The 24,036-nt window shown below is 41.2% G+C and carries 15 protein-coding genes and 5 pseudogenes; 7 read left to right on the forward strand and 13 right to left on the reverse strand.

Going from position 1 to position 24,036, the window contains the following annotated elements; all coding sequences use genetic code 11:
• Window positions 1–192 precede the first annotated feature (192 nt).
• Window positions 193–2,154: a di-heme oxidoredictase family protein gene (locus HWQ37_RS20555; protein ID WP_292750321.1), complete on the forward strand. Its 1,962-nt coding sequence runs from the start codon at window positions 193–195 to the stop codon at window positions 2,152–2,154.
• A gap of 3 nt (window positions 2,155–2,157) precedes the next feature.
• Here the strand turns inward: HWQ37_RS20555 and cobT are convergent, their stop codons facing one another.
• The 4 genes from cobT to HWQ37_RS20575 form a co-directional block, all read right to left on the reverse strand.
• Window positions 2,158–3,366, reverse strand: coding sequence for a nicotinate mononucleotide-dependent phosphoribosyltransferase CobT (cobT, locus tag HWQ37_RS20560; RefSeq protein WP_292750323.1), 1,209 nt, complete (start codon window positions 3,364–3,366; stop codon window positions 2,158–2,160).
• A gap of 73 nt (window positions 3,367–3,439) precedes the next feature.
• Window positions 3,440–4,180, reverse strand: coding sequence for a DUF2232 domain-containing protein (locus HWQ37_RS20565; protein WP_292750364.1), 741 nt, complete (start codon window positions 4,178–4,180; stop codon window positions 3,440–3,442).
• Between the two features lie 177 nt (window positions 4,181–4,357).
• Window positions 4,358–5,059 carry a Crp/Fnr family transcriptional regulator gene (locus tag HWQ37_RS20570; RefSeq protein ID WP_292750325.1) on the reverse strand — a complete coding sequence of 234 codons (702 nt, stop codon included), beginning with the start codon at window positions 5,057–5,059 and terminating at the stop codon, window positions 4,358–4,360.
• 468 nt (window positions 5,060–5,527) lie between these two features.
• Complete coding sequence (locus tag HWQ37_RS20575; protein WP_292750327.1) at window positions 5,528–5,692, reverse strand: hypothetical protein; 165 nt, start codon at window positions 5,690–5,692, stop codon at window positions 5,528–5,530.
• Between the two features lie 432 nt (window positions 5,693–6,124).
• On the opposite strand from HWQ37_RS20575, the gene HWQ37_RS20580 reads away from it, so the two are divergent.
• Window positions 6,125–10,279, forward strand: a complete 4,155-nt coding sequence (locus HWQ37_RS20580) for a hypothetical protein (RefSeq protein ID WP_292750329.1) — start codon at window positions 6,125–6,127, stop codon at window positions 10,277–10,279.
• 214 nt (window positions 10,280–10,493) lie between these two features.
• A pseudogene (locus tag HWQ37_RS20585) lies at window positions 10,494–10,639 on the forward strand (IS4 family transposase); the annotation flags it as partial.
• Window positions 10,640–10,678: 39 nt separating this feature from the next.
• On the opposite strand, the pseudogene HWQ37_RS20590 reads toward HWQ37_RS20585, so the two are convergent.
• The 4 genes and pseudogenes from HWQ37_RS20590 to HWQ37_RS34685 all read right to left on the reverse strand — a co-directional run.
• Window positions 10,679–11,656, reverse strand: a pseudogene (locus HWQ37_RS20590) (FAD-binding protein); the annotation flags it as partial.
• A 216-nt stretch (window positions 11,657–11,872) separates the two neighbouring features.
• Entirely contained in the window at window positions 11,873–12,604 is a 732-nt protein-coding gene (locus HWQ37_RS20595) for a hypothetical protein (RefSeq protein WP_292750332.1), read from the reverse strand.
• A gap of 49 nt (window positions 12,605–12,653) precedes the next feature.
• On the reverse strand, window positions 12,654–13,385 hold the full coding sequence (locus tag HWQ37_RS34680; protein ID WP_363318160.1) for an acyl-CoA synthetase family protein: 732 nt from the start codon (window positions 13,383–13,385) through the stop codon (window positions 12,654–12,656).
• Window positions 13,386–13,397: 12 nt separating this feature from the next.
• Window positions 13,398–14,357 (reverse strand): AMP-binding protein, encoded by a 960-nt coding sequence (locus HWQ37_RS34685; RefSeq protein ID WP_363318161.1) that lies wholly within the window; start codon window positions 14,355–14,357, stop codon window positions 13,398–13,400.
• Here HWQ37_RS34685 and HWQ37_RS20605 point away from each other — a divergent pair.
• A pseudogene (locus HWQ37_RS20605) lies at window positions 14,316–14,468 on the forward strand (UDP-glucose 4-epimerase); the annotation flags it as partial. The gene HWQ37_RS34685 and the pseudogene HWQ37_RS20605 sit on opposite strands and share 42 nt — an antisense overlap.
• Window positions 14,469–15,266: 798 nt before the next feature.
• Window positions 15,267–15,920 (forward strand): sugar transferase, encoded by a 654-nt coding sequence (locus HWQ37_RS20610; protein ID WP_292750334.1) that lies wholly within the window; start codon window positions 15,267–15,269, stop codon window positions 15,918–15,920.
• Window positions 15,921–16,006: 86 nt separating this feature from the next.
• Here HWQ37_RS20610 and HWQ37_RS20615 read toward each other — a convergent pair whose 3' ends face one another.
• A complete protein-coding gene (locus tag HWQ37_RS20615; protein ID WP_292750337.1) occupies window positions 16,007–16,843 on the reverse strand; it encodes a carbohydrate ABC transporter permease in 837 nt (278 codons plus the stop codon).
• A 373-nt stretch (window positions 16,844–17,216) separates the two neighbouring features.
• Here HWQ37_RS20615 and HWQ37_RS20620 point away from each other — a divergent pair.
• Window positions 17,217–17,619: pseudogene (locus HWQ37_RS20620) on the forward strand (IS1634 family transposase); the annotation flags it as partial.
• A gap of 235 nt (window positions 17,620–17,854) precedes the next feature.
• Window positions 17,855–18,265: pseudogene (locus tag HWQ37_RS20625) on the forward strand (CHAT domain-containing protein); the annotation flags it as partial.
• A 194-nt stretch (window positions 18,266–18,459) separates the two neighbouring features.
• On the opposite strand, the gene HWQ37_RS20630 reads toward HWQ37_RS20625, so the two are convergent.
• The 4 genes from HWQ37_RS20630 to HWQ37_RS20645 all read right to left on the reverse strand — a co-directional run bounded on the left by HWQ37_RS20630 (window position 18,460) and on the right by HWQ37_RS20645 (window position 24,028).
• Entirely contained in the window at window positions 18,460–18,804 is a 345-nt protein-coding gene (locus HWQ37_RS20630; protein WP_292750340.1) for a DUF1815 family protein, read from the reverse strand.
• 1,037 nt (window positions 18,805–19,841) lie between these two features.
• A complete protein-coding gene (locus tag HWQ37_RS20635; protein WP_292750342.1) occupies window positions 19,842–20,069 on the reverse strand; it encodes a DUF2839 domain-containing protein in 228 nt (75 codons plus the stop codon).
• A gap of 53 nt (window positions 20,070–20,122) precedes the next feature.
• Window positions 20,123–21,697: a group II intron reverse transcriptase/maturase gene (locus HWQ37_RS20640; RefSeq protein ID WP_292750344.1), complete on the reverse strand. Its 1,575-nt coding sequence runs from the start codon at window positions 21,695–21,697 to the stop codon at window positions 20,123–20,125.
• 753 nt (window positions 21,698–22,450) lie between these two features.
• Window positions 22,451–24,028, reverse strand: coding sequence for a helicase C-terminal domain-containing protein (locus HWQ37_RS20645; protein WP_292750346.1), 1,578 nt, complete (start codon window positions 24,026–24,028; stop codon window positions 22,451–22,453).
• Window positions 24,029–24,036: the final 8 nt, after the last annotated feature.

The following is a 24,036-nucleotide window of genomic DNA, read 5'->3' on the forward strand; positions in this document are numbered from 1 at the left end:
ATTACATATATTTACGTAAGAGTGTGATATACCTACCTATAGGCTTTTAGTCACTACCTCACTATGAAACAAAAAAACAACAACCCTAAGACTGGTGTCTTTAGGGTTTTGTATCGTTCAAAAACCAAGATTTTCTTATTAATCTGCGTTTTTCTCATTAGTGTTTTTGGCATTTTGTTATCAAATTGGTTGATGACAAGCCAGACGGCTTTCGCAAAAATTGACATTTTGCAACCTGCTCCGACTCAACCGTTAGGCTATTACGACTATTTCGGCAAACTGCTGAGTCCTCAAGAAGCATCACAACTAGTTGTAAACAAAGGATTTGACCCTAATAATCCCATTTCCTATCAACGGGTGGGGGCAGTTAAAATTACTAAAGAATTAATTGCAAAAGGCGAAGATATATTCTTCAATCGCAAAATTGGCGATACATTTGGTTTGCAAGGAGTATTCGGTTTTGCACAAGGCTTCACTAAGATATCGAATGAATTAGGTGTAGCGATCGCCAGTTTACAAGGTCAGCCAACGACAAACCTAAAAATTACTCTCCAGAACAATTTAACTATAGGTAGTCGAACTTTTCCCAAAGGGACTGTTATTCCTACAGGTTTAAAAGTTCTCAAGGGACAGAGTGTTGCACTAGGATTGACACCTAGCTTTAACATTACCTGTGCGCTTTGTCATGTAACTCTTTCTAATGATAGTAAAGTCATTCCAGGAGTACCTAATGGAGAACTAGCAAGCCCTTTGTTGATTGCCTTAGCACCAAATACAGCCGGAGGGTTTGCACGGTTAAACTTCAACCCCTTAGACCCACAATACAAAGGCAATGGTAAGACTATTATTGACAGTAAAGGCAATAAGGTAGAACTACCCGATCCTGATAAGTTAGAAAAAGCTTTTGACGATGCAGTGTTAGATGTACCTTTCGGTCATTTCGAGAGTTCACCGGATGGTATCAGAGACAGTACTCAAATTCCCAGTCTCTTCACGTTTAAAAATCATCCTTATGGAGCGTCAGGAGAAGGAGCCAGTGGCCCATTTGCTGGACTAAGCGCTCTTAATAATGGTGTTCACTCTTCAGAAATAAATCTGTTGGCAGCCGCTCAACTCAGTGCAGATACTCTCGGTATTGACCCAGAGGTTTATATTGGTACATTTCTGCAAAATGCTGCCGTTCCCAGCCTACGTTTACCAGAAGGAGTAATAGTAAAACCCTCAGAATGGCTGCGGAAAATCGCACCCAATCCTACACAAGCAGAATTAGAAGACCAAATTCCTGCCCCTGGCACAGGAACTTACCCAAAACTGCGTCCCAGTTTGTTTAGTTTAAACGGTTTGGTTTTCAGCCCAAATACTAGAAAGCCAGGTGATATTGCCAGTGGCTCTTTTTTATTTGCTAGCAACGCCATGTCTGCTTTTCAAAATAGCTTAGTGCTACCTGCAAACCAGACTTCAGAAAACTGGCAAGCTTTGACTAGCAATTCTGTTAAACGTGGGGCAAAAGTATTTGAGAAAGCTAATTGTGCAACTTGCCATATTCCACCATTTTTCACCGACAACAAAATTCATCCAATTGATGAAATTGGTACTAACCCAGCCCGTGCCCAGTCTCACTTAGCGCTGAATAAATTGTTAGTACCACCCAAGTTATACACCTTTAATACTCCAGTTCCCATACCTGCTAATGCTGAAGTGCTAGATGTACCAACGCAGGGTATATCTGATACTCCCACAACTCTACCCAAAGGTATATTGCCAAAAGGCGGTTACAAAACTGCTTCCTTGCGTGGTCTTTATTTAAGCGCCCCATATTTGCACGATGGTGGTGCAGCAGTACGAGCAGGAAGCCTGAAATTTGACTCAAATGGTGGTTTCACGGTTGTTAACAAGAGTGGCTTAGGGCTATCTGGCACTCTCAGCCAAGGTATACCTGCCGATGCTACTAGCAGCTTGCGTGCCTTGGTCGATCGCAATCTTCGTGCCTTAGTTGTGAAAGCTAACAAAGCTAACCCTGCTTTGGTGCGTAGTAACCTTGATGGCACAGGTCATGACTTCTACGTAGATAGACAGTCTGGTTTTAATTCCAACCAGCAAGGAGACCTGATTAATTTCTTGCTGGCACTTGATGACAATCCTGGAAGTTTTTAATTTTTAGTTCAAGGCAGTACTTAGCCGTTCTAGTTGGGCTTCAATGGCTGCCAAAAGTTGGTGTTGCTGCCAATTTTGGCTAAGATGGGCGGCTATGCAAGCGGCTCCAGCACCCATACCTTCTTTGACAAAGCCCTGCTCATAAGCTCTCAGCTGGGGATAACGAGAATCAGCAAAGCTCAGATGAGTTGCTAATAGAGCAGGGGTTCCTCCACTCTGAGTTAAGCTACTTTTTCCTAAGTTGAGGGCTAAGTCAACTGTAGCGCCAGTAGGATCTTCTGCCACCCAACGGGTTGTGCCTACAACTACTGCTTCTGGTTGCCATGATAAGGTGTAAGCTTGAGCGATCGCACTCATCAACGCATAAACCGCCAGCATTTGCGTCCCTCCAGCCAACATTACACCACAACTACGGCTAGCTGCGATCGCCATCCCAGCTACCACCACTTGCATGGGATCGCCCACGGCGGCTACAAGTTGTAGAGGATCGACAGAATTTTGGATTTTAGATTTTGGATTTTGGATTTGAGATTGGAAGTTTATTTCCCCCTGCCTCCCCTGCCCCCTGCTCCCCCTCATCTTCTCCAGCCCAGCTTGCACTAGTGACCACTTTTGCGCGTGGTTACAAACAGGGTGACTACTGTTAACTTTTCCGGCAGCATCTATACCTAAACCAGTTAAGATTGCCAGGGCAGTTGTAGTACCTCCAACGACGCACTCACCGACAATCAGATACCCCTGTTGAATATTGGCAGCTAGGCGTTCTCCCCAAAGTAGCCCTTGTTCAAACAAGTGGTGTACTGTTGTAATTTCCATTGCAGTACCTCCACTTAAACACTTAGCAGGAGAGCCACCCAAATCAATTACTGGCACAGCAGGAGGCTGGGGTAAACCAGCATTAAATAAATGAACTGGTATCTTTAGTGACTCAAAGACAGCGCGAGAAATCAGCACAGGTGAAGCCCCAGCCGCCAGTGGTGGTAGGGGATATTGGGCTTTATGTTCTGGGCCGTAATACAAAAACTCGGCATCAGCACAAGCTGTATATTTTCGATCCTCTGGAGTGCGACCTGCTGCTGAAATTCCTGGAATTAAACCAGTTTCAGTAAATCCTAAAACACAAGCAAATACGGGTGGACAACCACGATACTGTCGTAGCCATTGTTCACCCTGTTCTTTTTGCGTATAAATACTAATTTGGGAATTGGGCATGGGGAATTGGGCATTGGTTATTAGTTAGGACTGATCGTTTAACCAATGACAAATGAAAAATGACAAAATGTAACTATCCTTCATAATCCATGAGAACTTGTACCCAGTGTGGTGGGCGGGGAATCGGGTTGCCCAGGCGGTCAAAAAGTAACCATGCTGCCAGGTGTACCACAAAAAGGTAGATAAAATTGTTGAGTATAATTAAAGCGATCGCTCCCACTTGAATCAAAAATACACTGGGACTTACTAACAAACTCAAGTTAAAAAATACCCACTCAATGAACTTAGTCACCTGGGTAATCACATAAATCCATAGGTCTTCACCCGACAAAACAGACAGCAACCACAGCTGAAAAAAGACTCCTAAAGTACCCAATAGCGTACCCAAAGTGATAGAAACAATCCAGGGAACACGACGACGATACCACGTAGCGCCCAAAAGAACGCCCATGAACCCGTAGGGCATGACAAACAGCAAACTACGGGTTGGCCCCATCAATACCGTCAGCAGTAACCCAGAGGTGAGTGCTGCCATCCATGCCGCACGTTTGCCCCAACGCAGGTAAACTAGAGCAATCGGTATCGGAAAAAATATCCGCAAAACTGGCCCCAAGGGAAAGTAAAAATTAATAAACCAAATTAAGCTGGCGGTACTAGCTAAAAATGCCGTTTCCACCATCCTTAAGGGCGCATCAGCTTTGATTTGAGGAGGCATTAACTGCTGTTCTTTATCTAACCAATGATTCTGAGGAGTTGGAGATTCAGGGGATGGATCTTCCTCCGGCTCATCTGGGAGAGAATCTAAAATACTCATATCTGACAAGTTTTTAACAGATCGCAAAAGTCTCCACCTTCTCTGCGATCGCGCAGGGTGTCGCAGACAGATGCTAACGCGAACAATTTACTCATAAGGTGGGGATTGTCAGGGGATGATAATAATTGCATCGAATATTGATTTTTTGCTGACTAAAAAATCAATATTCGATGGTAGTTACACGATCATTCTTTCTAAGGCTGACAAATCGGGAATACAAATAGTGTCTTGATCCCGTTTAATCAAGCCTTTTTTTTCTAACCTTGTCAATACTCGTGTTACTGTTTCCCGCGCTAGTCCGCTCAAACTACTCAATTCCCGATGAGGTAAATTGGGGATTTCGGTTCCGGTTTGCCCTTTTTTTCCCTGTCCTTCTGCCAAAAATAACAACGTATCTGCTACCCTTGACTGGCTATCAGATTCCCGCAACCGCAATCGGCGATTTACTTGCCGCAAACGTCGTGCCATTAGTTGCGCTAATCGAACTCCCGCCAAGGGTTCTACTTGAAGTAATTTGACAAAATCCTGAGATGGCATACTACCAATTACCGTCGGGGCCAAAGTAATCACATCTGTGGATCGAGGTGCTTCATCTAGCGCCGCCATTTCACCAAATAATTCACCTTTGCCAATAATATTCAGCGTTACCTCTTTTCCTTCCAGATTGTAGGTGCGGATTTTTACCCATCCGTCCATAATAAAATACACAGAACCACCCCAGTCATTTTCCAGTAGAATCACCTGATTGGCTGGGTGAGTGCGGGTAACGAGATGGATCAGGGCTGATTCCACAGCAGTTTCTGGCAACCCTTGAAAAAAGGGAGCGGAGGCGATCATCCAGGAATTAGCCTGTGCTTGCAAGCTATATCGATCTTCCATTACGACATCTTTAATTCAAGCTGCTATGTATACACAAAAAACAGGAGCGTCATTTGTAGCTTAAGCTATCATTGCACAACTCCCTTTCAAATAAAAAACTAAACTATGCTACACAAGAAAGCGACAAGAAGTTTTTCTAAATAATCTTTACCTATAAGTTTAAACGGAGTAAAAGTTTTGCAAAAAGTAGTTTATAGCCGGCGGTTATATTGCTTAGAGGCTAGCTGCACTGCAAACTTGATTAGTTATGAATATAGGCAAACAACATTAATGATACTAAAGGGATTGACGTTCTCACCACACTTTTAGGGCGGTGATTCTAAAAATCACTTTTTAGGTTTTCTCCTTCATTGACACACCTTAAAATCAACTATCCATTACTGGCAATGCTTAAACCAATTAACCGTTCAACAGAACCAATTAAATAGCTCAACTTAGTTGACCTCAGAGGGCTATATCTCCAGAGATTTACGCTTGATACTTAAACAAGCGCGTTCTCGTGCGCCCCACGATACGTTGACGGACAAAAATCTTTTTTTCTGGTTGTGCTACTTTTTTAATTTCGCTAGCTATGATTAAACTCGTTTTCGCCACCGAGTCGTCTTTATTGTTTCCCGACTTGTCGTGCTTCACTCATTTGAGTCGTCCTGTATCGGCGGATATTCTACCTGAGACCAAACAATTCTATCAGAAAGCCGTCGTAGAACGACGGGGCTTTAAACCCAATTTTTCGGTAAATTATTGCTCAGGTATTTTAGTGATTTTCCAAAATAGGCAACCAATGACCTGCAAAATTAAGTTTTTCGAGCAAAAGTTGTGGAAAGGGGCAAGGAGAGGGAGAAACAAGGGGATGGGGGACAAGGAGACAAGTTTCTAGTTATCCTCTGTGAGGATTGAAGATTGCCACGACTCCCAGTAATCCATAACATAATGACAGTCACAAGTCCAAGTAGCGGCTTTTGCTACTCAAAACTTCTCCTATGGTCAAGCTCGCCATTGGGGTACGGTGATTGTAAAGTAATTGTCACATTAGTTGACATACATTTCTACATAAGGTAAATAAAAGTGACTTTTAGTACAGATGAAATTCCCAAGTTGATCGCAGACATTGACAATTTGCTTGCTAGTGGTGGCAAGCGCCTGTCTAGATTTCTGTCTGGTCAGGCGCAAGAGCCTAAAGAGGTTTTAGAGCGAATTCGCTACTTCTTGGTAAGATTGCAAGAAAAAGAAGCATTAGAGAGCGGCATCCAAAATGAGTCTTTTGAAGAACCGCGTTCGCCCTTGGCGTTGGCGGAGCCATCGCCTTTGTTAACAAAATTTATCGATCGCGGTTATAACCAGTATCCGCTACCGCCGCTCGAATTCAGTCAGGAAGAGAGTAATGTTGGCGCAGGACAATTAAAAAATGAATTTTCGAGATTGATTCAGCCGTTGCGATCGGAATTAGAATTGCTCTTGCAAGAGCGAGCCACCCTCATACAAGAAATTCGGCAGCTAGAGCAAAGACGATTGCAAAACTACTCCTTAGCGCAGCAGTTGACAAACCAGGAGCAAATGATTACCGAGTTTTTACAGGTACTCATGAGTCGCCTTGTGCCAACTTTAACACCACTGACTGGACAGACGGGGGAAAATTCCGCCAGTTCTTCAGGAGGAATTAATTACCCAACCTCTGCAACTCAATCTCAATCTTTATTAGAATCCCCTGACGGTATAGAGCGGTTAACCCAGCTAGCTAGGGAGTTGGATCAACGCCTATTATCCCTAGATGGGACAGTGAATGTAGTATTTGAAGCACTACAGCGCAATATTAATACTTATTACGAATCCCTGTCGCAAGCACTGGCAAGAATGCATAGCAAGGGGATGCAAGGCGAACAGCTGATGGCCGGCTTTGTCAATAATTTGACCCAGCATTTGCAGCAAGAATCCCCTAGTTCCAAGTCATCTTTGCTGGGAGGAGAATCTGAAACACTACCATCATTGACTGAACCAGTCGAGATTGCTGCTGGAGTTGCGCCCCAATCCTTAGAGCTTATACAGCCAGAAATTTCATCTCCACTCACAATTACTTCTGAGCAAAAGGAGACTACCCTCACAGAGGATCTAGATGCAGTGCTGTCGCAGCTTGGCGTAGACTCATCTGAATATTCTCAAACTCCAAGCGAATTACCGCAGGATATTTCTGCGGCAATTGGTGATGAGGTAGACCAACTTTACGCTAGTTTGTTTGATGCTGGTGATGTTAATAATCCAAAGCTCGATGTTCCCACAAATGAGTTATCTGCTTCCACAGCCTCTGTATCACCGTTGAATATTGCACAGACCCCACCTGCCACTCCAATCGTGGATTCTGCGGTTGTAACACTAGATACGGGTCTTTCAACCCAAGAGACTTTAGGAGAAACCACAGATTCATCAGAGCCACAGGAAGAACTATTTTTTGAAGAGGATACTGACCTAGATTTACCTCTTAGCTTCTCTACTCCACAAATAGACAGTTTGCCACAAATCGGCACTCAGCCAGCTAGTGTTGATACAATTAATACCCTAACTGACTTATTGCCTGATGCCGATAGCGAACTGCAATTGCTGGAAGTCTCATCTTCTGTGGATAATGCCACAGCTACAGCTACAGCAACTGAGCAATTACCTGATACAGAGAGTGAATTGCAACTGCTGGAAGTCTCGTATTTTGGGGATAATGCTACAACTACAGCACCAGTGACTCCAGAAGTAGCAGAAATTTCATTGGTAGAGCCGACTGTTAGCGAAGCGTCTGTCTACGACACGGTGCGCGATCGCAGAGAAGATATCGACAATATCGACACATCGGAAGTATTAATTAACAGCGATCGCTCCGAACTGTCTTCAGATAATTACATTGCTGCTTCACCCCAGGAAAACTTACTTTCTATTGAGTCAAACCAGTCTCCAACTGTACCAGATATTTCTTTAGATGAAGAACAGTTGCAGCAATTAGATCGGGATTTGGCTAATTTTGATCGGCAGCTAAATTCTGAGTCGCAGCCAGCTAACAACTTGGATGTTTTCTCGGAACTACTTGATAACATTCAAGACACAATCCCCACAACTTCCCCTGAAAATCCCCAAATAACAGAGAATACATCAACTACTGCTTTCTCCAGTTTGGCAGTTCCCCAGGTAGAAACTGAAAAAAAGGAAGTCACAACTCCTGTTCCAGAAAGTTCTTTACCTCCAATTGCCAACTCCATAAATAATCCAGAAGTTTCGCCCAATGTTATAGAATCAGTTTGGTATTTAGGAATCGATTTAGGTACAACAGGAATTTCCGCCGCGTTATTAAATCGCTCAACTTTTGTTGTACATCCTATCTACTGGTCAGCAGAAAATCCACCGGGAACAAGTTCCTTTCAGCAATCGTTTCGTTTACCAACAGAGGTTTATCTGCCTACAGCTTCTGTACCCCACGGCGAAAACGAAACTATCGAAGCACATGAGCAGACAGCACCTGCGGCTGTTGCTCAAGATAAAGTACCCGAACGCTCGGCTACCACTCCTGCAACACCGAGAACAACAGCAGATCCGACAAAAAATAATCTCTACTCGGCGCAGTTAAAACCCTATCTACAAGTAGCCATTCCCTACAAGAGTGAACGACAGAAATGGGAACCTGTTTTGCAATTAAATGAATTTTCGGCAGGGCCTTTAATTTGGGTTGTGCGATCGCTCTCTAAATTACTATTAACCCTCAAATCCGAAAAAACAAGTACCACCCCTAATTTAATGGCTGCTGCTGTTGGAATCGGCGAAGAAGATTTTCCCCAAATTATCAATCATATTGCTGGTGTAATTTGCACCTGTCCATCTAGCTGGTCGGAACAATACCGCTTTAACGTGCGGGAAGCTTTACTCACTAGCAAACTCATCCAACATCCGCAGCAAGTCTTTTTTGTCGAAGAAGCGATCGCTAGTTTACTCCCGGAACTTGATGCTGCTAATGGCGAACAAGTAAAATTAAGCGATGCTCAAGGCTCTCATCCAGCAAAAACCAGCGAACATCCCATTGTTGGCAACACCCTTGTGATTAACATTGGGACAACTGCCACAGAAATGTTGCTGGTAAATCTACCGGAAAGCTTGCAGCAATTGACATACAATGATTTCATGCTCCACAGTTTTGCTTATGCTGGCAAGGGAATTGAACAAGATATAATCTGCCAGTTGCTATTGCCACCAAAATCTCGACAATCACGCCTAGAAACACCAAGCGATCACAATCGCAAAACTACCACAAATAATCCTTGGCAATGGCAACCCTCAATTCCCGGTTTAGACCAAATGCGTTGGCAGACTTTAGGGTTGGAAGAATTAGAACTACCCAGAGTCGGAGAACCAGATATTACCGCTCGAATTCGTCTCCAGCAGCGTCTAGAAAGTTCTCTACTAGGACAGGCGGTATTAGATGCGGCGTTAGCCCTAAAGCTGATTTTGCAACACCAAGACTCTTTTACTCTAGAATTAGCCGATCAGCGCTGGGTTTTGCAGCGACGAGATTTAGAAAGCCAAGTATTTATCCCCTTTGTGCGCCGCTTGAACCGAGAACTTAACAAGTTATTGGTAGCTCGTGGCATCCCCACAGAAGCTATTAATCAAGCTATCCTGACTGGTGGAGTGGCTTGTATCGGAACGGTGAACCGATGGTTACGGCAAAAACTTCCCAGCACTAAGATTATTCAAGATTCATATCTCGGCGAAAACGGCGCTCCCAATTGCAGTCGGGTTGCTTATGGTTTGGCAATGCTGCCTCTGCATCCCCAGATTTTAGATATACCCAGGCAACAATACACTGATTATTTCTTGTTTACAGAATTGTTGCGATCGCTCCCAGACCGTCCTTTGTCTTTCGGTGAAGTTATCCAGCTGTTTGAAAGTCGTGGGATCAATACTCGCATTTGTCAGCAACGGCTGCTGGCTTTTTTGGAAGGTGAACTACCTTCGGGTTTAATACCTTCAGTTACAGAATCAACGTGGCTTACCCAGAGTTCGCAAGAAAATCCTGACTATCAAGCGATCGCCACAGCACCACTTTTTGAAAAACAAGGAAGTCTCACTTATCGCCCCAATTCTCAACAACTGTTGTCTTTGCGTCGCTATCTAGATGCAATCAAGGCTAGTAATCAGCAATCACTGGAGGAACCATATACGGTGAATTTTGCCTTAGAGGTCAATCGTTGAGACTAGTACATCACGCTAGAAACGAGCCGCGCCAAAATTCCAAATGTTTATAAAGTAAGCATTTGGAATTTTGCAAAGTACTACTAAAGCGCCAGTCCAGTAATTTTTTGGATATGTACGATAGCCAGAAGTGTTGAATGTTAAGAAAAATCCGATAAAAATAACCCAAAATATGGTAATTTTGGGCGAAGGCTTAAAATATATTAGTTTGATTGTGATTATAAATTCATTTCCCAAAATTGTCAAAGATATCCTGAAAAGCCTGCCAAAAAACGATTATCCAGTATTGAACAGTCGTCTATTCTTTGAGTGCTGGCTGCTTCTTTTGCTCTGGATAACAACAAAGCGTACTTCAATGGGAAGATGAATTTTATAATCTTTTTCTTGAATCATCTTACGAATCTGTAAGATAGCGTCAGCAGTTTTCTCTATAGGAATAGACCACTCATTTACCTGTTGTTTAAATAGACAATCAAAATTGAATTGACTTACACTATCTCCCTGCGAATCTTTTGGTTCGTTAAACATTTGTTGGACATACCAACTATTAATATAAGGAATAAGATTTTGATTATATGTAGCTAAGTATAATAAAGCTTCAAATGTATAGTAACCAATAAGTTTTTCATGATACCATTGCTGTATATGTTGGAAAGCATTTTGTATGGTTGGGATTTTCCTATAAGGTCTCCGAGTTGCGCTCCACTCCCAAGCCATATCTGCATGAGGTAAATACCAAAAACGATAGTGGTCAGATTGGAGACTTTCTGGTAGTTTGTGTAATACAGTTTCTAGAGTTTGTGGTTGTTCATGTACTTCTAAGTTAAATTCTTTTGTTACTTGTAATTTAAGTTCTGTAACTAATCCTAAACTTCCTAGATGACATTTAGCCGCATTAAATAGTTTAGGATTTTCATCCATAGAGATTTTAACAATCTCACCTAAACCTGTTACGAGAGTTATTTCTTGAATAATTGTTGGCAGTATTCCATAATTTAATCCCGTACCATGGGTAGCAGTAGACATTGCTCCACCTATAGTTTGATCGGAAATAGAACCTAAATTTGGTAAGGCTAGTCCATGTTTTGCTAGATTCTGATTCAACTCTTTAAGCGTAACTCCTGCCTGAGTAACAACAGTTTTAAATTCATAGTCTATATTGAGGATAAGATTTAATCGATCAATAGAAACTAAAGTCTCATTACTCATGGCAATATCACTCGGAGAATGCCCTGAGCCAAATACTCGGATTTTTGTTCCCATTTCAGATGATTGACAAACAGTCTGTCTAGCTTCTTCAGTAGAACTAGGATGGTAAACAAAAGTAGGTACACATTGATATTGTCCCGACCAATTGATAAAACGATTCTGATTCATATTTTTACTATACAAGTCACAAATTTTATAGGGTATGCGGAAGTACAGAAGCGAGAACAGTCAGAATAATGAAACTTCATACTATGGCTCTTGATTTTAATAGATAGTTCTTCGATTATGCTGCCAGTTTTAAGCAAATTAGCTTTACCTATTAGTACTCTTATGACGCTTGTATTTGCCCATTCATAAGCAGTTTTAGCGAGTTTAAAAGACCTATCAAAATACTGTCACATATCCAGGTTTAATTTTCAAACAATTTAATTGAGCTTCTGCCCGTGAAGATTTTGTGAGCATTTTTTCTTTATGATAATTTTCTCGTTTTTTATCTTTCCAGATGGTGATCCATGATAAATCTGATAGTGAAACTAACTTTGCTTGAGTTTCATTTGGATAGAGTTGTTGCAGTAGAGAAATGGTGGGTACTTCTTCTATTCCACCAGGTATACCCTTGATAATTCCATTAGAAACTCCTAAAAATCCCGTCGTGTTTAATTTTGCTAAATTCCATAAAGCTAGTGTATTCCAAGGAGATGTCATTCCACATATAACCTTAGTTCCTGGTGTTCCTCCATGTGATAAAACCATTTTTCCACCTACTACCAAAGTATCCGATTTAAGATGATAATTTAAAATTTCAAAATCTCTAGATGAGATATAAACTTCTACACTTTGAAACACAAGCCTTTCCGCGCCTAAAATATTTGCTTCGCATATGATTGAATTTAGTGGATTAACAATTCCTTTCCAAGGACTTACTAAAATTGTATGAACTCTTTCTCCCAAGTCTCTAATAGCTCGCTTGGTTTTAGTATAAGATTTGCTGTCGGTAGCTACCACTATATAATTAGTGTATTCTAGGGCTTGATAACACCAGTTCTTAAGTAAGTAAAACTCATTAGCACATTTAGCAGAATTATTATGAATTCTTGTTCCTAAAACTACAACCATAATTTTAATTATGAAAATACTAATAGTTTACGCTTATTTGTCTAACCATTTATCGGAAACCTATAGTTAAATTTCCTAACTCTATTGATGTAATAAGATCGACCGTTAGAGGAAGATATACACTTTTGAGCAATACAAAATGCTTGTATCTATCAATTTCATTAAATCCTTCACTTTGTAAATCGGTTTTAATAATCTTGATTGTTGAAGTCTTTCTGTGAGTTTGATCGACTAAACGAATAATATGTGGAATAGCATAAATAGGCAATTTTTCTAGCAAGTCAGTCAATAAATCATCAAGACCTATAAATTTATCCGAAGAATTTATAGGTAAAAGAGATGCCATACCTACTTTGCCTAATTCACCAGGAATTTTAACTCCATAAACAACTGCTTCTAGAAACTTGCCTGTTGATAAAATAGCTTCTTCAACTTCTAGACAAGAAACATTTTCCCCTTTCCAACGAAAGGTATCACCCAGACGATCAACAAACATAAAAAAACCGTCAGAATCTCGACGGAGTAAATCTCCAGAACGCCACCAGATGTCTCCTAATTCAAATAAATTTCTCCAGACTTTATCTTCATCTAATTTTGGATCTAAATAACCCCGATATACATTATCTGAAACTCGTAATAAAGCTTCTCCAACCTCTCCTATTGGAACAGGTTTTCCTTGGTCATTAACTAGAACTATATTTTTGGCATCAGGATGATCTGGCGGAATAAAGCCACAATAGCCTGGTCTTCCTGTCCAATTTGTCAGTGCTGATGCTGGCATTTCTGTAGCACTTTAATGCTCTACTATATGCTCTATACCAAATCTTTCTACAACGGTTTTCCAAAGAGAAGATGTTAAACCATTACCAAAAATAATACGCAATGGATTTTCGCTATCATCAGGTTTTTGAGGTCTGTTAACCAAGTAGCGCCACAGTTCACCTATGTAAACAGATGAATCGCAACTGTAAGTACGTACATCAGTTAAAAACGCACTAGCCGAAAAGCGATCGCGGACTACAGCACAAGCTCCAACTTCTACGCAACTTGCAAAAGCTATCGCTAAACCGTTACCATGATAAAGGGGTAAAGTGATATAACATTTACTTTTAAAAGATATGTTTGTTCGCAATGACCAGCTAATTCCAGCACCAATTAATCTGCGATGGCTAAAGAGTGCTGGTTTACTGTGACCACTAGTGCCGCTAGTGAAAATAATTACCCCTGGATCATTAATAGTAATATGACTACGATATTTTGCTAAAGTACGGGCTTGCCAGGGACGTTCAAGAATTAAATTAGGGTCATACGTTTCTATCGATGAGATAGGATTACCGATAATAATTTTGACTCCTGAATTATTGGCTAAAGTTGACAGTTTTTGAGGGGATTCCCTGGTATTGAATAAAACCGCAACCACTCCGGCTTTAACTAATCCCAAGATAGTTGCTAAAGAAACAGGGCTATTATCTTGGTAGACCCCAATGTATTTTTGATTGAGAGAAATCGCCCACTCTGCAATTTTGTCTGCTGCCTGATCGAGATATTGATAAGTCCAAGGAGACATAGAACCCACTTCATGTACAACTGGGCGTTGATTCCATTGATCTACTGATTGTTCCCAAACATTAGCCCAACTATTGACCTTTTTTTCGTCTAAATCTTGCCATCTTCTGTTTTCATAACTTTCATATTCGCTGTATTGTTCTACAAAAGGAATCACATAGAAAAGGCAATGGGAGATGCACGTCACACAGCATCTGATGTTACCAAAGCGAAGAGAATTTTAGGATATGCACCACAAGTTACTCTCAAAGATGGTTTGGATCAAGAATGGCATTGGGTGAAATCTTTATATAGCTAAAATAGGTATTGTCAACTTAAAATAGGTTAGTGTCACGAAGTTTTCGTCAAAAAGGAATCCAGAGCTAAGTATCAGGTTTCATAACCCTGAAAAATAATTGAGAATATACCAAAATTCTCAAGTCCAGAAATATTTATTTTTCGTTAATAACGTTATTATTTCATGACTAAATTGTCAATATTATTGAAAATAGCATATCAGGGTTCTGAAACCTGACGCTTAAACTGGGATGAGATGCTTCTACGATAATCATTCTCATAGGGATAATTGCTGATACACAGTAGCTAATAATTTCGCCAGGAAAGGGGTGCAATGAGCATCCATTCCGAAACTTACGCTAAGGACTGGATGACCTGTTTTCAACATCCTTTCGGGAGCAATGCGATTTTGTTAGATTGGGCTTTAATTCTCAGTTACAGAGCTAAATTATCAATAAAAACAGTTTTTTCGCTGCGATAGCACCCCTAAATAGGTGATTTAGCACCGGAATTTTAAGCACCTCACAAAACCGCATTCCTCCCCCCCATCCTTTCTACCTTATTCATCCTGTTTCTACAGGCGTTGAACCCTCGTAATTTGGCAACGGTATTGATTAGATGGAGGAAATACAGTAAATTTACAATCTATCCTTGAATTCAAAGATTCTGTAAATTTTTGGTTTTTGGTTCTTATATCGGCTAAAATATGTGTATATTAATACTCAGTAGCAGCGACTACAGCAGTACAAATCGCGTAAAAATCGTGTCTGTGTCTACATTACTGATGTAAAAATTCCTGTTATAAAATAAGTTAGCCCTTGTGAATAATCTTTATCTTTATTCAGTTAATTGTTTGCAACAGCCTTCACACCCGTCAACTTTAAGCGTGAGAAAACGATTAATTGACATTGTTGGAGCCATTGTGGGGCTGATTGTTACATTTATGATAGCAATTCCCGTAGCAATTGCTACCTTTATTTATGAGCCAAGTCCAATATTTTATTCCCAAATTCGCTGTGGTTTAAACGGAAAAACTTTCCGCATCTGGAAATTCCGCTCCATGATTGTCGATGCTGATAAACTCAAGCATTTGGTTAAGAACCAAGCCCAAGGTCACATCTTTAAATCCGTTGACGATCCTCGCATTACTCCTGTTGGTAAGTTTTTGCGGCGTACTAGCTTAGATGAATTCCCTCAATTTTGGAATGTTTTGTTAGGGGATATGAGTTTAGTTGGTACTCGTCCACCGACTCCTGATGAAGTCAGTAATTACGATCCACACCACTGGGATAGATTGCGAGTCAAACCAGGCATTACCGGAGAATGGCAAGCCAATGGTCGTTCCAGCATTACAGACTTTGAAACCATTGTCAAGATGGATATAGATTATCAACGCAAGTGGTCTGTAACTTACGATCTGAGTCTAATTATTAAAACTATCTGGGTGGTATTTAAAAAGACTGGTGCTTATTAAATTTGTCATTAGTCATTAGTCATTTGTCATTAGTTTTTCTCCATGTCCCCGCCTCTGCTTCATCTCCCTTATCACCACTTACTGCTTCAACCCTTAACACCGCTACCTGTTTCTGTAGGTACAATATAACGTTGTAAGAATAGAAATAATAATAATACTGGGGCGATCGCAATGACTGAGCCAGCAGCTACCAACCGCCAGTCAAGAGAAAATGTCCCAGCTAGCTTTGCAACTCCCAAGGGAAGAGTGTATAAATTTTCGTCTTGAATGACAATTAAAGGCCACAAAAAGTCACTCCAAGCACCAATAAATACGAAAATAGCTAAAGTTACCAGTGCGGGGCGAATTGCTGGTAACATAATATGCCACCATAAACCTAACTCCGAACTGCCATCCATCCTAGCGGCTTCTTCTATCTCTTTGGGGACACTCATAAAAGCTTGGCGCAGCAGAAAAATCCCAAAGGCAGAAGCTAAACTGGGAAAAATCATCCCTAAATAACTATTTGTCAAACCCAACTGGACTGTCAAAATATACAGGGGAATCATCACGATTTGGAAGGGAATCATAATCGTAGAGACGATCGCTACAAAAATCCAGTCTCGCCCCACAAATGATAATCTTGCCAATGGATAGGCAGCCAAGGCGCAAAACAGCAGATTTAAGCCCACAGTCAGCACTGACACCAAAGTACTGTTATACAGGTATTGTCCAAAAGGTAGAGAGTTCCACACACTAGAGAAGTTATTCAGTGTTGGCTGACTGGGTAGTAACTGTGGCGGCGACTGAAAAATATTTTCCGTCGGCGATTTTAAGGCTGTACTAATTAGCCATAGTAAAGGAAAGAGCATCAACAGTGCGATCGCTCCCAACACTGCATACATTAGTAGAATCTGCGATCGTGATTTTTTCCAGTTCAGCATTTTATTAATAACCTAAATACTCTAAACCTACTATTTTGCGACATTAAAACCCACATTCCGCACTTCATAAAGTAGTATTAAATACTACATAGCTGCTCAGTGAGGAAAGTCAATAAATATACTCAAAATATTCCAGTAAGCCAGTATTCAGAAATCAACCTATCTTTGTTGTAGAAGGCGGGTAAATAGCCTATAAATACTTGGTTTCAGGCTTTTTAGAAAAATCAGCATACATTGTTTTATCATGGCAACCTACTGAGATATTAAAAGTGAGACAATCAAAAAAACTCAACAATACTTGAGAGGTAAAAAAATGTCTCCAAAAGCAAAAATTAAAAATATCGATCACCTGGGAATAGTAGCTGGGTTGATTGATGAAATAGTAAATTATGCTGGGATTAAACAAGTTTGGCTAGTAGTAGAAAGTCAAAAAAGAAAAGAGAGTGATTTAGAAAAGCTAGATAAAAAGCTAAAAAAAGAAAAAGAAAAAGTCGAAAAATTTCTCAAAGAATTAAAAAAAGAAAATTTTGATAATCCAGAGCAAGCTAGATATAAGCTAAAAGCAATTAACAAAAAATTGAATTTTTTTGAACTTCAAATCACTCAAAGTAAGTCAAAAGAGAATAAAACTATTTATAAGGGTATTTCAATGTTTCCAAGGTATTCACATTTTGACTTTAAATGGTATTAATCAAATTGTTAATTTAACATCAGAACGTCATTTTATCTTGAATTATCTGCCATCATCTTGTCAAAAATATTATCTGCTTTCTTAATCTAAACAACCTTTAAAGAGTGAACAAAAGTTGATCTATATCCGAAGAGAAATTTATTGCTCCTCGAATTTTTAGTGCTTAAATAACCTCCTGAATGAGTCAAATTTTTGATGTTTGATTATTTCTCGGACTTGATCATATTAATTCAGCATTATTTACTTAATTATCCTAACTTTTTGCTGTGATCTTGACTGTAATCTCTTTACACTTCAATTTGAAGTGCGGAATGTGGGTTATTTTATTCGGGAATGGCGATCGGGTTAATTTTAGAAATGTCGCCACTTGGTCACTCCCTCATGTAGATTTGGTAGTGTTGAGCGCCTGTGAAACCGGCTTGGGAGGTAAGTTAGGTAATGGTGAGGAAATTTTGGGTTTTGGCTATCAGATGCAACAAACCGGCGCTAGAGCCGCGATCGCCTCTTTGTGGTCTGTAGATGATGGTGGTACACAAGCACTCATGAGTGCTTTTTATAGTATCCTCTCTACTGAAAAGTTGACTAAAACTGAAGCTTTACGCCAAGCTCAAGTCTCGTTAATTACTGGAGATTGGAAGTCGCTAAGTCACAATACACCCGTAGCAGCAGTTAATGACTTTAGTCACCCGTACTATTGGGCAGCCTTTATTTTAATTGGCAATGGACTTTAGGTGTATCGCATCTGACATGATAATTGCTTGGCTGATGAGGTTTTGGCAGATACAAAAAAACGTGCAATCGGCCAGCCATAGCCAATCACTTAATGGTAATGGAGAAATAGGTAAGAGCGATCGCTAACTTAAGCCACTATTACCGATTACCTGTTACAGATAATCAATTTTAATTTGCCATTGACCCCAAAAGCTTAATACTTCTTGGCAAGAGTTTTAGAGCCTGTATCACTTTCCATAGATTGCTTGACAAGATTAGCCAGTTCGTCTAATTGGCTAATTGCTTCGGCACCTTCTAGTTTCATTAATTCGCGGTCATCCCGCATTTCTGTCCAAGTAATACCGTAATCGGACACTAAAAACCGAATTAGATGGTTATCACCCAAGCTAACCATAAACGATGCACTATTCATTTGGTCGCCACAGGTGTAGCAAGATGCAGGATAACCACGTCGCTCTAATACAATCGCCAAGGCTTGCAGGTTCATTACCAAATCTTGGACGAATTGTCGATGTTGATGTGCTAGTCTCAGAAACACTTTGTCCTCCAGACACCACAGTAATTTGAGTTTCTTTTATATTTTCTTTAGATTTTCTCACCCATTGGTATTGTAAGCTATTCATTACAATTACCACGACAGATGATATTGAGTCGTTAATTGACTACCTTGTTTAGGGTAGTGGATCGGGATTTTGAGGGCCGTATCAAACTATTCAGTTTGCAAATTCAAAATCTCGGACAGAATTGCTAAATTTAACTATATCTTTATACACTTCCGTCAGGGTAGATTCTTACAGTAAGCGATCCGCTTTAAGAGTAACTTAAATCTACCACTAGTCAACTACGAAAAAGCCACATATTTGGTTTTTATTGGCTATGTGCAGCCAAATAAACTGTTAGTTGAGGCCATAACGTAGTTTTGCATCGTTATAGTGTCTCTTGCTTAGATGTTTAATCTGTTATTTGTCTAACGTAGATTTTGGTAGAGACAAATAATTAGTTATACCAACTTCATTCCTCCTATATATATAAAGTTAAGCAGATGCTCCCTGTAAGTTAGAGATCAAGTAGCTATGAGAGATAAAATGCAGTAACTTATACAAAGCTAACGCAAGTAGTTAGTAGACAAGTCTGAGTGTAGAATCCACAATGGGAAAACTTAACACTGACAATACCTAAACTCAGCACGGCAGTGTTGCCATTTAGGCAATATTTCCAGATATTTTGGAATTATTTTCAAAAAGTTGCACAAACCAAAGCACAATAATTTACAAGGATTCTTATCTTAGTTTGGTTTTGCCAAATTTAATACATATATAATATATTTCGATTATCTATTTAAAGTGAGTAATTATTTTTTATCGAATAGAATTCAGGTGGTAACAGAGCATAGTCGAAGTGACCACCTGAATTTTTCTTCAAGAAGAATTCGTCATCAGAAATTATGAATTAAGGGACTTACAAATAAAAAAGCATCCCAAATTTTCTTGTGGGATGGGTGTCCCCACCCGTCCCAGATTTAGGGCGGGCAATATGCCCACCCCACAAGATGGATAATTTATTTCTTGGAAGTCCCTAATAGACTACTTGCCACCAACCGAAAGCTGGTCCGATAAAACGGATTGTTGCCCATCCTACAACCATAAGACCAATACCTATCCAAGCACCACGAGTAGTCCAAGCGACAAATTGCTCGCCTTGAGTTTTTGTGATCGGAACCCAAGACAAGATCCGAGTATCTTGACCGTATGTTTCCCCTAGTGTGGTTTTGATTGAGTCGATGGGGAGTATTATCTCCCGCACCTCTCAGTTAGATCCGTGCGTGCAGCTTTCACTGCACACGGCTCCCGATGTTCTTAGCTTGCGCTTTTGCTCATGTGCTTGTAATCGTGGCAACTCTCGTGAATTGCTTCAAGATTATTTTTCTTCCAGTTGGCGTGATTTCCGTCGATGTGATGCAGGTGAACCCGTTCCTCATCGATGAACTTTAAGCCGCAGGAAGCACATCTATGGTTTTGCTTCTTAAGAGCTTTAGAGGTTTCGCCGTCATAGAGTTTACTGTTACGTTCGCTCCAGTAGGCTGTGTCTCCGTCATAGGGGGATTTTTCACCTGCTACCATGACGTGTTTGTTTTCGGAGTAGGAAACTGCTGGGAATGCCTTGTCTAGTAATTTCTTGCTAGAATAGCGGTTTTGTTTGGTTTCCTTGTTGAATACCTTGTAAGCTCTTGTTTCGATGTGGTATAACGAGTTTCTAGACCCGTCCATCTTGCAGAACTTATGGTAATTTCTCCACCCTCTAACTACCGGGGCTAATTTCTCAGCCTTTGTGGTAGCACCATAATTCGAGTTGTTGACGATGTATTTTACTTTCTTGCGGAATGCTTTGAAATTATCCACCGAGGGAGTGCTTCTAAGCTTTCCGTTTTTCTGGACTTTGAAGTGCCAGCCGAGGAAATCAAACCCATCTGTCGCGGCGGTAACTTTGGTTTTCTTTTGGCTTACATTCATTCCGCGTTTGCGGAGAAACTCGCTGATTCTTTCAAGTATCTCTGTTACATCATCTTCGGGTCGAAGTATAATAACCATGTCATCCGCGTATCGGACTGATGGTTCGGTGATATCACTGGCTGAGGTTTTACCAGTGATTCTCTGTCCTTGATTCTCATAGTACCTGTGTATACTCTCAATCCCGTTGAGCGCGATGTTTGCTAATAGTGGGCTGACCACTCCCCCTTGAGGTGTTCCCTGTTCGGGGAATTCTGGGTTGACTCCTGCCTTGAGACATCGGAATATTCCGAGTTTTAAGCCTTTAGGGGCAATGAGTTCGTCCATTATTGCTGAGTGATTAATCCTATCGAAGCACTTTTCAATATCGAGTTCAATTACTCGCTTATTTATTCCGTTAGCTTTGGAGTTAAGGTTTAGGAAGATGTACTTTTGTGCATCATGGGCGGAGCGCCCAGTTCTGAACCCATAACTCCTGGCGTGGAAAGTGGCTTCGTGTGCTGGTTCGAGTGCATATTTTGCAAGGCATTGCCAAGCTCTATCCGCGATGGTGGGTATCTTAAGCATTCTGGTAGTCCCGTCCTTCTTAGGGATTGGGATTTCCCGTAGTCTTTGATGCTTCCAATTTCCACTATTCATTTTCAGTAATTCTTCAAGGTTGAAGCGTTCTTCAAATGAGAGCGATTTTTTCCCATCAATACCAGCCGTCTTTTTACCAGCATTTAGCTGAGATACTTGTCTTATTGCAAGAAATCGAGCCGAGGTAGATTTAAGAATAAGCTTTTGGAGTGACCTAGCTTTCCGCTTGTCTCCAACTTGAACCGCTTTAAATACGCGCTTTTGAAGGCGGAAAAGATTTCGGCGGAATTTCTTCCACGGTAAGGCTTTCCAAGATTCACTAGTTTTGTAACTGTGTCTAATCATTTTCTCTTCTGGAGTTTGTATTTTCTGAACACCTCAGTCCAATTACGGACTGTCCTACCCTAACTGTGGGGATTCCTCCGCTCGTCTGGTCTACCTGAGATTCGACTGTCTCAAGACCCACAATTAGTTTTTATTCGTTCCCTCGGAGAGATTGATTGTTCCGTTAGATGTAGCCAATTCGACTACTGGATTCCCTAGACTCTTGCCGTTACTCGACGTATGTTCGGCGGGAATAAACTCCAGTGAGGTCAGGGATTTTGCGTTGCGCCCTGCCTGCCAAATAAGTCGCTTTTCTAGGCTCTGTTTCATCATAGGAACTCCCTGTTAGCGCCAGTGTCAACCCGCAACGGTCGTCTGATTGCGCCCAGTTAAGAGCTTCACCCTCCAGAAACCGAGTCTGGTCAGTGTGGGCAGATAAGGAGTCAATTCTGAGTCTGAATGGCAAGTCTTGCACTTGCATCTGACCGAGAGTTCAGCCCTTAATGACAGTAATCTGCTGTCAGGCTGGCTTAGTTATGTACGGACTGGATACCGTGATTCACTAAACAACGAATCGCACACGACGTTTTGCTTCACCCATAATCAGCAACTCAAATTCTACTTAGTTTCTAAATTTATTTTGCCAGGAATCATGGCTACAAAGAGGCGATGAATTTCATCACCTCTCATAAGCTGATAATAGTGCTTGCTTTTAAACGATCGCACTTTGGTTGACAAAATTTAAATTGGGCATTGGGCATTGACTATTGAACTTTAAGCGGAATTTTCCTCATCGGTGTTAGAAAACAGGCTGGGATCGAGATAGTTAATGCGTGCTAGAGGACTTAAAGCTGCGAGAATTTGAGCGCCGTAGCTGCGGTTAACTACACGACTATCAAGCAAAGCGACAATTCCTTGACTTTCTCGGACTGGAGCGATCGCCCGTTGTAATTCATTCAAAGCTGCTGGTAACAAGTATAAACGGAACCAATCTTGATGCGATCGCTTATAAAGAGCTACCCTACCAGCTACCAGGGGATTTTCTAAAGATGGTAGAGGCAAAGTAGCAATGATTAATAAATGAGGTGCTGGCAAGACTCGTTGATGTTCTCGCCAAAATTCCCAACCGCTAATCAAAATACCATTTTCATCCAAACAAGTTTTTTCTACCTGCACCCGCGAACCAAACTCTGAGGCCAGAATTGTGGCAACTTGTGCCTTGAGTGGTACATCCCCCACCAAGACAACTGTTAATCCTGGTGCTGTCGCACTTAAACAAACCAGTGTGCGGACTTTGTGAATAAATGCCGCTTGAAATTCTGGTGTGTTGGGTAGAGGCAACTTATAAGGTACATACAGCTGAATTGCCTCCGCTTGACTCTCTGAAGAAAACTTCAGGCAAGTTAAATCGTCCAAACCCAAGCGCTGACGAAAAAGGGGAGCCTCAGTTTCCGGTTCGATAGCGCTACCAATTAAAACTACTGGTTGTCGCTGCCAAATAGGTGAGAGTATTTCCCCTAACTCCATTGGGGCGTAGTGCAAAGAAAATAAACCTTGTCGATGGGCAATAGTCGCCCAGAAGAGAGGAGGGGGGGCAGGGGGAGCAGGGGAGGCAAGGGGGGAAATTTTTTCGTTAAGGGTTTGAAATTGTTGCCAGAATTTTTTCCAGGGTTCTGGCAGTGTTTGTACTGACTCTAAAGCAGAATAAAGATGGCCTAAAATTTCTATTTCTGGCTGGGAAATTAGATAGCACTGATATGGATTAGCAGGATGCTGAAAAAGTTCGTGTGTTAGTTGTATTCGTGTTTCGCTAATTGTCTCAGCTTGGTTTGGACAAGCCAGCATGAGTTGATCCCAATCATGGGGTTGAATATCTTGGGTAAGTTGATGACGTACCCAATCTTCGAGATCGTCTACTCCATCAATAATTGTGGGGATGCCTTCGGGAAAACGTGAGCCACCAGCTAATTGTCCTCTTAACCAAGCTTCTGGGGAGGTTAACAGTAGCCCTTGGAACTGGGCATCAGGCCAAGCGTCACCTGTCCTAATCGATTTATTGGTTGGTAGCCACTGCTGTAGACGGGGAATTTCCACCCGCAGTAGAAGTTGCTGCACTGTTTCTTGAGCAACAATAATTACAGGGCCATGCCACATTAGGGCTGATGCTACGAAACTAGTACGATACCGCCCTTGATAGCCACTAACTGCCCCGACTTGAATTAGGGCGCTACGTCCCAGGCGCAAGGCGCGTGCTACCAACCGAGCCATCGTCAAATGATGGGGCCAGGAAGGGAACCCCGCTTGCGATCGCAAAAAGTTATGTAGTGACAAATGAACTTCTGCCTCAATCACACGCTTTC

The organism is Nostoc sp. NMS4 (assembly GCF_017115095.1).
Classification (GTDB): domain Bacteria; phylum Cyanobacteriota; class Cyanobacteriia; order Cyanobacteriales; family Nostocaceae; genus Nostoc.